Below are 12,473 nucleotides of genomic sequence, written 5' to 3'. Positions count from 1 at the left end.
TCCAGTAGACCCCTTTAGTATGATGCTTCTATCATAGTCAACATTTTTTTCAATTGACGTTTTTTGAAAAAGCCTAGGACCATTCCTACTAGGAAGTCATTTGCTTTTTGGATGAGCCCAAAGGATTCCATCGTTTCGGTATAATGTACTTCACAGCTTTTTTCATCTATCGGACGAATATCATATTGCACGACATAAGCATTCCGTGTCGTTGACGTTTTGAAATGATAGGCTTGGTTTTCGATAAGTTTATCAATTTTTATTCTCGCCCGACTATCTTTAGAAAATTGTTTCACATATTCATAATTGCGCAGTTGCTTTCTTGAGACTGTTTTTCCCGTTGCTTTTCGAATATCAAAAATAACTGAGTCCACCACTTTATCAAAGAAAAATTCTGCTGGAATATTAAGTTTTTGAACGATTTCCATTATTTACTACCCCCGTCCTCTTTTTTCTTAAGATCTTCCTTCTTTTTGCCTTTCATGAAGAAAAAGATACCTAAGCCAATCAGAGTAAATCCTGTCACCATACTTAAAACATCATATTGCAAGTTCTGCGGATTTAGGCTGTATAAAATAATCAAAAAGCCGATACTGCATAAAAATAAACCATTCTTAATCATTTTCATCCGTCCAATCTTTTTTTAAACCGCCGCTGCTTGGAAAAATAATACGCTTCCCCAAGGTTCTGCTTTAATCAGTTCTTTGGCTTTTTTTGCTGCTGCATCTTTATCATCTGCAGTTGTTTCAAAAATTAATTTGATCCCTTGTTTTTCTTTAAAAGTGAAGCTGATGCCATCTTCGTTATATCCCTCTAATAATTCTTTGATTGGTTCTTGTTGCATCGCACTAGCAATACTGATCATTTGTAATTCCTCCCTTTATTTCCATTAAACCGACCGTAATTCAACCGATTATTCATTTCTCACACTGCCATTGTAGCAGTCTCTATTTACAAATTCAAATATTAAAAAAAATGAAGTGAAAACCGCTTCACCTCAAGAAGCGATCGCGGTTTTCACTAAAAAGTTTTATTCACCTAATGATGGATCAACTTTATTTGCAGCAAGTACGAATGGTGTCCAGATAGCGAATGTCGCTAACATACTTACTAAGGTTACGATTGGCGCACGCCAGTCAGCACCTGTTGCTAAGAATGAAAGTAAGAATGGAGGTGTTACCCATACTACTTGTTGTGATACTGGATTTACCCAGCCGAAATCTGTTGCAAAGTAACCAATCGCTACTGCCACAACTGGAGCAAGTAAGAATGGGATAAACAATAGTGCGTTCAACACGATTGGAATACCAAACATTGCTGGTTCGTTAATGTTGAAGATACCAGGTCCTACAGATAGACGAGCAACTGTTAGGAAGTCGGCACGTTTAGAGAAGAGCAAGATAGCGATGATTAAGACGATTGTTCCGCCTGATCCACCAAACCATGCAAACGCATCCCAAGAACCACGAACCCATTTGTAACCATCTTTTAAGACTGCATCCATACCGCCTTCTTGGAATAAGTTCACGTTTTTCAATTGAGCAACGCCGAACACACCTTCCAAGATTGGAGCCAATACGTTTGGTCCATGAATACCGAAGAACCAGAAAATTTGTACAAACAATGTAACAACTACAACTGCACCAAATCCTTGAGTCATACCCAACAATGGTTCAGCAATTGTTTTTTGTAACCAAGCGATAAATGTTACATCAACGACTTTAGAGAATAACCAGTAGAAAATACCTGCTGTGTATAATGCAACTGTTGCAGGAATAATCGCCGCGAAGGCTTTTGATACTGCAGGTGGCACTGAATCAGGTAATTTGATTGTCATATCTGCTAACATTAATTTAGCAAAGATAACTGTAACAACAAAACCAACAATCATAGCAGTGAAATAGAAGTTACTATCCATGTTGCTTAATGGAATCCAACCCCACGCACCCACATTTAATTGATCAGCAGTTGCAGACCAACCAGTTGTTGCTGAGTTAGCGTTGATTGAGTCCATTAATTCAGGGCTGATAACAACATCTTTTAAAGACCCTGAGAATGAATAGCTGACACCAGCAATTGATGCAGCTAATGAAACAATCCCACCGGCTAAGTCATTGACACCGTAAGCACGGGCTAAGTTGTAACCCCATGAAAAGGCGAAAATTACACCGGCAATTGCCAAAGTACCATTCCAGATAAATCCATTGATCTGAATGATTTCTTTGATAACTGGGATCGTGTTCCCATCATACCCATCAAAAAATTGCGGTGGTAAATCACGAATAATTGCGTTAAGCATAACCGCTACTGAGCCGGCCATTGTTGCTGGCATAGTTCCGATAAAGGCGTCACGTAAAGCAACTAGGTGTTTTTGTGCACCAATTTTTGCCGCCACCGGAAGAATGTACTTCTCTAACCATGCTGTTAATGCATTCATTTTAATAATCCTCCTATAAGTTCATTTTATATAAATGAAGACAAGCTTCTTTATACCCAAATAATCATAAAAAATCCGTTCAAAAATTTTTTATTGATGGTTCCAACTCTTCCCGTTCAAAAAAAGAGTTAGAGTCTATTTTTCGTCTAGACGACGGTATAACGCGATAATCTCTTTTGCTAAATCAGTGAAAGCAATCGCTGTCATCAAATGGTCTTGACTATGAACTGTTAATAAAGTCACTTCCATATGATTTCCTTGTGCTTCTTGTGTTAATAATCCTGTTTGAGAATGATGCGCTTCCACTAATGACGCTTCTGCATCAGCAATCTTTTGATCAGCTTCGTCAAATTTGCCTTCTTTTGCAGCTGCAATAGCTTCCATAGCATCGCTCTTAGCGTTTCCGCCGTACATGATTAAGCCCATGATTGCTTCTAAGTTTTTTTGATCTTCCACTATTCTGTCCTCCGGCTTTTCGATAATTCGTTTTTCTGTGTATTATTTGTTTTCGTCGATTAATTTTTCGGCTTGTGCTAATACTTTTTCGCCGTTCATCATGCCATAATCTTGCATGTTGATAACATCTAATGGAATTCCTTTAGGTGCTAATTTTTGTTCAAATTGCGCTTTCATGAAACGAACTTGTGGGCCTAAAAGTAAAACGTCAACATTTTTTGCTTCCAAATTGTTATCCGCATCTGATGCTGATACTGCGAAGATTTCTGCTTCTACGCCCTTTTCTTCAGCTGCTTTTTGCATTTTTGTTACTAATAGACTTGTGCTCATTCCTGCAGAACATACTAACATGATTGTTTTTTTAGCCATATTATTTGCCACTCCTTTTAGAATTTTTGATTACACTATATATTAATGCAAAAAGCGTGCCAAAAATAAAATAGACCAAAAGGACGAGTTCAAGCCCTTTTGGTCTATACTAATTGTGCACACACTAAGTTTTTAAAATTACACACTGGATTTGTGTGTAACATCCACTCCGCTTTTTATTTTATTTTCAATAAACATCTGAGCTAGATATGCAATTTCATCTTCTGAGATGGATACACGGTAGGCTTTTTCGACGACCATTAAGTTGGTGCGCACTACATCAGACTCCAACCGATATTTCTTTGAGAAGGCTGGTAGATTGGCAAAAACTCGACTTTCATCGCCATTTAGTAAGCCATCGATTAAGAAGGCTAGGTGAATCACAATTCCAGCATCCACTCCCGGCTCAACAATGACATGCATATCTGTCTGGATTTGATGGACGGTCTTTTGCAAGAGTTGAATTAAGCGCTGTAAAGAAGCGACTTGCGTAATCGTTCCTTGCAAAGATGTCACGATTTTTTCTACCGGAATCTCATCGCCAGCAATCCGTTTCAAACTATTTAATTTCTCATCATTAAAGATATCTAGTGCGGAAAAGAACGGAATATTTTGATATTCCACATCAACCGTACCGGCAATCGCCTTAATTTCATAATCTTCCATTAAGCTATCGATGTGTTTCTTGAACGAATCACGCTCGATAAATTGCATTTGAATAATCTCGACTTTGCTCTGATCAATCACTGGAGCGATCCGTTCATACAATTTGGCCGCTACCCCTTCACCAGTAAAGCAAGTCACCACCACAGCTTTCTTAATCTCCTCGCGGTCCTGAGGAATCACTTTGAACTGTTGGCGAACGATACTTTCGAAGGACATTTGGATATTCTGATAAATATCTTCCAGACTCCGCCCAATATTTGCCATTCGAATCGCCTCTAGCACAATCATCGTACTGGACATCGTAATCGCCTTCGTGCGAATCCCTGTTTCTTCATAAATCATATTCCCGAATGAGTTCAACGAACCCATATCCGTTAATAGTAGCATGCCGTTAGTGAGCTGTGCCTGATTCTTCTTCACGTAGTAGAGAAGCTGGTCATACATCGTCTGAACTTCCATCGTTAGCGACATATTCATAGCAATTCCTGAATCAATACCCAATAATTCCTGCGCCGTTTCTAGCATGCTCGACGCCGTTGAACTACCATGCATCAAGACAACGACGCCAACGATATTTTCCTTGATTCGCTCTTTCTCACCGACATTAATCGAGAGGAACATACTGATAAAACCAATCTCATCAAAAGGAATCTCAATTTGTTTTTCTTCTTCTATAACTGTCGATAAATCAATGGCTACTTGAAATTCCTTTTTAAGCTTCTTGCGGACATTGTTCAAATCTGGATGAACAATCACGTGCCCATCCTTGACTCGTTCAATCGTACTTTGCAAATGTAAGGCAAAAGCAAAGCGGGCTTTCTCACTATATCGCCGATCCAGCCGTGATTCGGCCATGTCATATAGGCGATTAGTTAAATCCCAAATATCTCCTGGCAACAGCTCTTTATGGATTTCACTTTGTGCAAGCTCTTCAACATACGTTTGGAAATAGGCATCCACATCCCTTGAAATTAAGGATTCCAAATCGATATTTTCCAAGCCGTCCTTTGAAAGAGAAGAAACTTTTTCTTCTATCTCATTATAGACCTGCATATCTCTTTCTGGATCTTGCGACCATACAACATCTGGCGAACCTGGCTCAAAACTCAAATAATTACTCTTACCATCTGCCAAATAATCCAAACGATCCGGCAGCTCTTTAACTTTCAGCAAGCCTTTTTGCACCTGCAATGACAAATCCTTCTTATAAATCACCAAGCGCTTTTCATCATGCGTTCGATAATGCAGAAACGCCTTTGCACAGACTAATTTTAAATCCCGCTTGATTTGACCAATGTTACCTTCTGCTTCATATAACATAAAAGCGAAGATCGCATCGCGTTCGACATCAATCCGTTGATTCAATCGATTAGCTTCTTGCTTAATAAATAAAGAAATAATTTCATAACGTTCATCTAGCGAGCGTGAAGTCAAATTAGGCAAGGTAATCGACATCGGAATTCGACGATTAAAGGTTGTCAAAAAGCTCTCTGAAGATTCTGTCGTCGCACCAATAATTTGAACAGATGCGTGATAGACCTGCTCACTCTCACCCAGTGGACGATAGACGCCTTTATCAATAAAAGTAAAGAGCATTTCTTGACCCTCTGGCGGCAAGCGATGAATTTCATCTAAGAATAAAATCCCACCATCGGCTTTAGCCATCAGACCCAGACTGTCCTCTGTGGCACCTGTATAGGCCCCTTTTCGAATCCCAAAAATATGACCAAACAATAATTGAGGGTTCTGAGCATAATCAGCACAGTTAAAAGAGACAAACGGCGCATTATTTTCTAGTGTGTGTGAATCTACAGCAAAATGATACATACACTCTGCAAACATCGACTTCCCTGTTCCTGTCTCACCAAATATAATAGTGTGTAATCCTTTAGGCGGATAGAGAATCGCTGCCTTGGCTTGTTGAATACTAACCTTTAATGAATCATTGGCCCCAACCAAATTATCAAACGTCACTTCACTCGAGTGATCAACATACTCAATACTCTTCTCGCCAGCCATCGAATAAACCACTGGCCGCCCAGACGATTTGGTTATTTTATGTTCTTTATACAAATCACTGAGATACCTACTTGCGTTGCTACGATCGATTTCTAAAATTTCTGCGACTTCGGCTGCAGTCATCCCTTGTTTTTTTTGTTCCAGAGTTTTTAATATCTCGCTTTTTCTTGAATTCACAAAAAGCCCTCCTATTTTGTCACACATTCCCACCTACATAGTAACACAAAAGCCAGAAAAAAAGGCGCTTATTTGCGCCTTGCTCCCTTGTTCTTTTGATTTTTTTGTTTTTTCTTCTTTTTGATTTGTGGGGATTCAGAAAAATTGTGTGTAGCTTTTACTGGCTTTTTTTCTTTTTTTATGCTTTTAGTGTGTAACTCACGAGCCGCATCGTCCATCACTGGCCGTTCAGTGTGCAGTTGGCCTCCATGTAGGAAGACTTCGGATAAAGGAATGCCCATCGTTTTTGCAAGACGTTTTAAATCATCAATCGTCCCTGGGGACACGAGATTTAAAACGACACCTGGTGTGCCCATCCGACCCACTCGTCCTGAGCGATGAATATACCCTTCTTGCGTCATCGGAATATCCGCATTGACAATGTAAGGAAGTTGCGGAATATCTAATCCTCTAGCTGCGATGTCAGTCGTTAATAATTCAGACAGCTTTCCTTCTCTGAATTGTTGAATCGCCATTTTCCGCATCAGTTTACTCTGATCCGAAGCTAAGCTTGCTACCTCTACACCATGATGCAAGAGCTTTTCTTCCGCTGCTCCCATGTCGCCCACTTGGTTAAAGAAGACCAAAGCTTGAAAGTTATCTAAGTACGCCAAACGACGTAAGCTATCCACTTTTTTTCTTTCCGTAATACGCAGATAGACGTGTTGGACTTCCCCTTGACTGTCATCTTCTTCTGTCACATCAATCACGTTGAATGAACTTTCTTTCAGTGTTTTGATTGTTTCTAAGGCTCTGTCTGCCGTAGCTGAAAAGAAAGCCAATTGGTAATCGACCGGTGCTTGTTTTAAAATTTGTTTGGTCAAGTTTTCAGTACCTTCTTGGAACAGCTGATCTGCCTCATCCATCACGATTGTTTGAAATAAATGGGCTTTAACTTTCTTCTGTTTCATTAATTCTAGCACTCGTCCTGGCGTTCCAACAATCACTTCAGGTTTTGCCTTGAGTTTTTCTAGTTGTCGTTTAACATTCGCCCCACCAATTAAAGGCTGCACCTTCAAGCCAATCTCTTGCGCCCATTGTCGCGCGACCTCAGTCACTTGAATAGCTAACTCTTGTGAAGAGGTTAAGATTAATAATTGGTTTGCTTGCCCTTGCTCTACTTTTAATAGTAGTGGCAACAGATAAGCTAAGGTTTTCCCGGAGCCCGTAGGCGAGATTCCCACTACATCCTCTTTTTCACTCAGTGGCGCAAAACAACGCGTCTGTATCGCTGTCGCTGCAGTAAATCCCGCACCCTGCCATTTTTTTTGCCAAACCTCTGGCAGTTGTACTTGATAATCACTCATAAGTTATTCGTTCCTCTTTCTTACTTAGTATCGGCATCAAAGACGATATTTGCACTTTTTCGTAAATCATAAATCACTTGGTTGACATTTCTTGCTAATTCCACCCATTCCTCGTAACGGATACCCCATGTTGGGTCATCTGGATGAGTAATTACATTGGCAAAGGCCAGCGCTTCTTCTACCATTGGATTGTCCATTGGCACAACTTCAATCTTCTCACGACGTTGGTGGTTACGATCATGATAAACAACATCTTCGATGGCATTGACTCCATTTAAAACCAGCGTCCCTTGATCAAAATAAATCTCAGAAGTCGCATAAGAATCGCCAATTTTCCCCGGCTGAATAGTGACATCAAACAGATCATAGCGCAAAATGCCCCAACCTAAACCATCCACTCCTGTAACAATCGGACGGGCAAAATAATGAACTTCATTTGGCATGCCAAACCAGCCCACGGCCGCGTAGATTAAATAGACACCTAAATCCATCAAAGCACCACCTGAAAAATGGGGCGAGAAGATATTCGGTTCTTGTCCTGCCAAAACTTGATCATAGCGCGAAGAATATTTCATATAAGTTAAACTTGCCCCTAAAATTTGATTCTTCAAAGGTAACAAATCGCGAACCTTTTGAAAGCCTTGCTCATGGAAATTCCGCGCAGCTTCAAAAAAGAAAACCCGTTGCGTATTGGCTAAATCAATAATTTCAGCCATTTCTTCAGGAGTTGAAAAAGCTGGCTTTTCGACGATTACATTCTTCTTCGCCAGGATAGCTGCTTTTGCTTGTTCAAAATGCAAGCTATTCGGTGAAGCAATATATACGGTATCCATATGTTGAATGCCAAAAAATGTCTCCAAATCGATGGCATATTCTGCCCCACCAAAAGACTCGCCAAATGCTTGAGCTGTTGCTAGTTTTCGCGAGTAAACAGCCGCAAGTTCATATTCTTTGGTTGCTAACGCTGCCTCGACAAATTGTCCACTAATCCAGTTTGTTCCAATTACACCTAAATTAATCATTTTTTCAAACCCCGTTTCTAATTATTTGGATCCACAAATTCATAGTCTAGTTGAAATGGTATTGCTTCTTTGACTGTAATTTCATCGGGTGTTACATAACAATTATACGCTAAAACTTGCAGTCCGTCTTGTTTTCCTCTCTGAATAGCTTCAAAAAGGGCTGGTTGCATCGCAGTATGGATGGTCGCCACAGCCACTTCTTCAAATTGAATAATAAAAAGGACATAACAATGATAGCCTTCCGCTTGCGCCAAGATTAATTCTTCTACATGCTTCAAACCTCTAATCGTTGGTGCATCGGGAAAGGCGCCAATCCCTTGGTTTTCCAGCGTCATCCCTTTGACTTCGACAAAGACTTTCTCCTCTTGATCCGTCTCCAAATAAATATCAAACTTTGAGTGCCGATACGTCTTTTCGCGTTTCAAATAATGAATCTTCCCCTGAATCCCTGGTAGCTGAATCTTACCTGAAAGTAAGCCCTCTGCTGCTAGCGCATTAGGAATTTGACTATCAATATTGATCCAGGCATCTTTCTTTTTAACTGCTACTAAATCATAATCCGTCTTTCTTTTTTCACTAGGACAATGAACAAGTGCAACCTGTGCATCAGGTAAAAAGACTTCTTTGCCCCGTCCAGTATTCTTTACATGAGCCACCACTTCTTGGCCTGTCTCAAACAAACGACCATGTGCAATAAAACGATTTGGCCGTTCGATAAATTTTGCTAAATAAACATTTGGATATTTCATAGACCCACCTCAGTTCTATCCTAGCATAAACCAACGAAAAAAACCTCTCGGTCAGACTTTTGACTGATGTATTTCTGCATTTATTTGGTATAATAAAAGAGTGATAAATTCAGTAGTAAAAAAGGAGTGGCTTTCACTTGAAAAAAAGATTTCCTCTCATACTAGGTGCCTCTTTAATCGGTTTAGCCGGTTCTCTTATCTTACGAAAGAAAAAACCTGGCTCTTCCGAAGATTATTCGCTCTTTGAAGGCGATTGGCGTTTTTATGATAAAAATAAAGAATTACACACTCTAGCCATTAATAAAGACTATTCGTTAATAATCGATGATCACGCAGTCAAAACTCTGTTAGTGGAGCTGAATATGAATCGTCTCGTCTTTCAAGATGAATATGGCTACCATCTAATTATTGAAGCACCCATTGATCAACCCGCCTACTTCTACGATGAAGCAGACGACGAACGCTACAAACTCTATAACTAGCTTATATAATTAGAAACAGCCAAATTACTCTATTAAAATAGGCTATTTGTCTAAGATACTCGATGATATAAGTCTTGGCCTAGTCCTAGCCCAGTTTTTTCGAATAATTGGGACACCAGAAGTAGTTTTCTGTCAGGACTCCTATAAATAATTAAATATTCTGTCACATCTGTAACTCTTTTAACCAAAAGATTTTACAGGTGTTTTTCATACATTTAACTATTTCTCTATTTATTTTCAGAAAAATCAAATTTTTATATCTATTTTTTTCTTAATAAATAGTCAAAGGTTCTTTTTTTTGATACACTTAAAGATGATGGTTTCTACCATGAAAGGATGGCAAAAGATGACACCAAATCGTGAAGATTATTTAAAACTCATTTTAGAACTCGGCGGAGACGAGAACAGTGTAAGCAACAAGCAAATTGTTTCGGGTCTGGGTGTATCGGCTGCTTCCGTTAGTGAAATGATTTCAAAACTGGTCAAAGAAGGCCTCGTTGAGCATTCCCCATACAAAGGCGCTCAGCTGACAGAAGAGGGCTTAAAAAAAGCAAGTACCTTAATTCGTAAACACCGCCTTTGGGAAGTCTTTCTAGTGGAGCATTTAAACTTCACTTGGAATGAAGTACATGATGATGCCGAAGTTTTGGAACATGTAACCTCCTCACATCTGGCTAAGCGCCTCGAAGAATATCTCAATTTCCCAGATTATTGTCCCCATGGTGGCATGATTCCGAAAGAAGATCAGATTATTCACGAGAAGCTCCGAAAAACACTTGCGGATTATCCAGTAGATACAACGATTCGGATTGCCCGAGTCCTAGATGAAAAAGATTTATTGGATTACTTAGTCTCAATTAATTTGAATATCCATGATGAATTCAGAATTAAAGAAATCGCGGCTTACGAAGGTCCGATTACATTAGAAAACGAGCACACGCAAATTGCAGTCAGCTATAAAGCGGCTAGTACAATTTTTGTAGATAAATTATAAAGGAGCAATTATTATGGCACATGAAAATACCGTACTTTTCACCATCTTTGGTGGAACTGGTGACCTAGCGAAGAGAAAACTGTACCCTTCTCTCTTCCGCCTGTACAAAAAAGGCAATTTAGCTTCTCACTTTGCCGTCATCGGTACCGCCCGCAGAGAATGGAGCGATGACCATTACCGGGAAATCGTTCGTGAGACTATTCAAGATTTACAGCCAACTGAGCAAGAAGCACTTGAATTTTCTAGTCATTTTTATTACCAATCACACAATGTAACTGACTCAGATCATTACGACACTTTAAAAAATCTAGCCGATACGCTAGATGAGAAATACGCCCTTAATGGCAACCGTCTATACTATTTAGCGATGGCTCCACAATTTTTTGGAACGATTGTTGCACACTTAAAATCTCAAAAAATTATGACTGAAAATGGCTTTAATCGTTTAGTCATTGAAAAACCTTTTGGCTCTGACTATCAGTCAGCTGCTGAATTAAATCAACAAATTCGACAAGTTTTTCCAGAACAAGATATCTTCCGAATCGATCATTATTTAGGTAAAGAAATGATTCAAAATATTTCGGCTATTCGTTTTGCCAATAATATTTTCGAATCACAGTGGAATAACCGCTATATCGATAATGTCCAAATTACTTTCGCTGAAAATCTGGGTGTTGAAGATCGCGGGGGCTACTATGAACATAGTGGTGCGCTAAAAGATATGGTCCAAAATCATATCCTTCAAGTGGTCTCTCTTCTTGCAATGGAACCCCCTGTGGCCTTTTCTGAAAAAGAAATTCGGACAGAAAAAGTCAAAGCTCTAAATGCTATTCGCCAATATGATGAAAAAGAAGCCTTAGCTAATTTTGTACGTGGACAATACGATCAAGGCTCACTAGATGGACAAACTTATGTCGATTATCGCCATGAAGACAATGTCTCTGAAACTTCCGAGACAGAAACCTTTGTCGCAGGTAAATTTATGATTGATAACTTCCGTTGGTCAGGTGTGCCCTTCTATGTGCGTACTGGTAAACGTCTTACTGAAAAAGGCACGCGAATTAATATCGTCTTCAAGCAAGTTCCAGTTAACGTCTTCAAGTCGTCTATCGATGGCACTTGCGAAAATAGCGATTTGCCACCAAATGTCTTAACAATCTATATTCAACCAACTGAAGGCTTCTCAATGACTTTAAATGGTAAGGAAGTGGGTCAGGGCTTTAATACTTCTCCTGTCAAACTTGATTTCCGTCATAGCGCTGAAACGGTCAGCAACAGCCCTGAAGCCTATGAAAAATTAATCTTAGATGCCTTAAATGGCGATGGTACAAACTTCTCACATTGGGATGAAGTGGCTCAGTCATGGCATTTAGTCGATGTCATTCGTTCAGTCTGGGACAAAACAACTCCTGACTTCCCGAATTATGCTGCAGGAACTATGGGACCTAAAGCTGCCTTTGATCTACTTGAACAAGATGGCTTCCAGTGGATCTGGGAACCAGATGTTTGGTATCGTGAACGTGGCAAACTAGATAAATAACATTAAAAGGAACCTCGAGCGATCTTATGGCTCGAGGTTCCTTTTATAATTGTGTTTAATTGCCGCCTATTTTCCATGAGCGATTACCCATAATCTTCTCAAAAGTAAATCCTCTCGATAGTCGCTTTGACTGCTAGCCCCATTCAGAAAAAAAGAACGCCAGAAAACGCGCCCTCAGGCATATTTTCTGACGTTCTTATGATTTCTCAGCTCTCT

At 39.6% G+C, this 12,473-nt stretch carries 13 protein-coding genes; 3 read left to right on the top strand and 10 right to left on the bottom strand.

Features of this window, described 5'->3' with window-relative positions; translation table 11 throughout:
- Nucleotides 1-14: 14 nt before the first annotated feature.
- The 10 genes from BAU15_RS08525 to sfsA all read right to left on the bottom strand — a co-directional run bounded on the left by BAU15_RS08525 (nt 15) and on the right by sfsA (nt 9,241).
- On the bottom strand, nt 15-428 hold the full coding sequence (locus BAU15_RS08525; protein WP_161842321.1) for a DUF3284 domain-containing protein: 414 nt from the start codon (nt 426-428) through the stop codon (nt 15-17).
- Nucleotides 428-622, bottom strand: coding sequence for a DUF3188 domain-containing protein (locus BAU15_RS08520; RefSeq protein ID WP_161842433.1), 195 nt, complete (start codon nt 620-622; stop codon nt 428-430). Before BAU15_RS08520 ends, BAU15_RS08525 begins: the two co-directional genes overlap by 1 nt.
- Nucleotides 623-643: 21 nt before the next feature.
- A complete protein-coding gene (locus BAU15_RS08515; RefSeq protein ID WP_161842320.1) occupies nt 644-865 on the bottom strand; it encodes a hypothetical protein in 222 nt (73 codons plus the stop codon).
- Between the two features lie 165 nt (nt 866-1,030).
- The gene (locus tag BAU15_RS08510) at nt 1,031-2,437 is read right to left on the bottom strand and encodes a PTS sugar transporter subunit IIC (RefSeq protein WP_161842319.1); all 1,407 of its coding nucleotides are present in this window, start codon (nt 2,435-2,437) and stop codon (nt 1,031-1,033) included.
- A gap of 135 nt (nt 2,438-2,572) precedes the next feature.
- The gene (locus tag BAU15_RS08505) at nt 2,573-2,893 is read right to left on the bottom strand and encodes a PTS lactose/cellobiose transporter subunit IIA (protein WP_237580162.1); all 321 of its coding nucleotides are present in this window, start codon (nt 2,891-2,893) and stop codon (nt 2,573-2,575) included.
- A gap of 42 nt (nt 2,894-2,935) precedes the next feature.
- On the bottom strand, nt 2,936-3,262 hold the full coding sequence (locus tag BAU15_RS08500) for a PTS sugar transporter subunit IIB (RefSeq protein ID WP_161842318.1): 327 nt from the start codon (nt 3,260-3,262) through the stop codon (nt 2,936-2,938).
- Nucleotides 3,263-3,400: 138 nt separating this feature from the next.
- Nucleotides 3,401-6,124, bottom strand: coding sequence for a sigma-54-dependent transcriptional regulator (locus BAU15_RS08495; protein WP_161842317.1), 2,724 nt, complete (start codon nt 6,122-6,124; stop codon nt 3,401-3,403).
- Between the two features lie 68 nt (nt 6,125-6,192).
- Nucleotides 6,193-7,470, bottom strand: coding sequence for a DEAD/DEAH box helicase (locus tag BAU15_RS08490; RefSeq protein WP_161842316.1), 1,278 nt, complete (start codon nt 7,468-7,470; stop codon nt 6,193-6,195).
- Nucleotides 7,471-7,490: 20 nt separating this feature from the next.
- Nucleotides 7,491-8,492 carry a Gfo/Idh/MocA family protein gene (locus BAU15_RS08485; RefSeq protein ID WP_161842315.1) on the bottom strand — a complete coding sequence of 334 codons (1,002 nt, stop codon included), beginning with the start codon at nt 8,490-8,492 and terminating at the stop codon, nt 7,491-7,493.
- Between the two features lie 17 nt (nt 8,493-8,509).
- Complete coding sequence (gene sfsA / locus BAU15_RS08480; RefSeq protein WP_161842314.1) at nt 8,510-9,241, bottom strand: DNA/RNA nuclease SfsA; 732 nt, start codon at nt 9,239-9,241, stop codon at nt 8,510-8,512.
- Nucleotides 9,242-9,378: 137 nt separating this feature from the next.
- Between sfsA and BAU15_RS08475 the strand changes: the two genes are divergently transcribed.
- The 3 genes from BAU15_RS08475 to zwf all read left to right on the top strand — a co-directional run bounded on the left by BAU15_RS08475 (nt 9,379) and on the right by zwf (nt 12,257).
- Nucleotides 9,379-9,723, top strand: coding sequence for a DUF4828 domain-containing protein (locus tag BAU15_RS08475; protein WP_161842313.1), 345 nt, complete (start codon nt 9,379-9,381; stop codon nt 9,721-9,723).
- A 346-nt stretch (nt 9,724-10,069) separates the two neighbouring features.
- Complete coding sequence (efaR, locus tag BAU15_RS08470; RefSeq protein ID WP_161842312.1) at nt 10,070-10,717, top strand: transcriptional regulator EfaR; 648 nt, start codon at nt 10,070-10,072, stop codon at nt 10,715-10,717.
- Between the two features lie 13 nt (nt 10,718-10,730).
- Nucleotides 10,731-12,257, top strand: coding sequence for a glucose-6-phosphate dehydrogenase (zwf, locus tag BAU15_RS08465; protein WP_161842311.1), 1,527 nt, complete (start codon nt 10,731-10,733; stop codon nt 12,255-12,257).
- Nucleotides 12,258-12,473: the final 216 nt, after the last annotated feature.

Source organism: Candidatus Enterococcus huntleyi (assembly GCF_009933175.1).
GTDB classification, from domain to species: domain Bacteria; phylum Bacillota; class Bacilli; order Lactobacillales; family Enterococcaceae; genus Enterococcus_K; species Enterococcus_K huntleyi.
The sequence above is the reverse complement of the archived record's forward strand: the minus strand, read 5'-3'. Positions and strand labels throughout refer to the sequence as shown.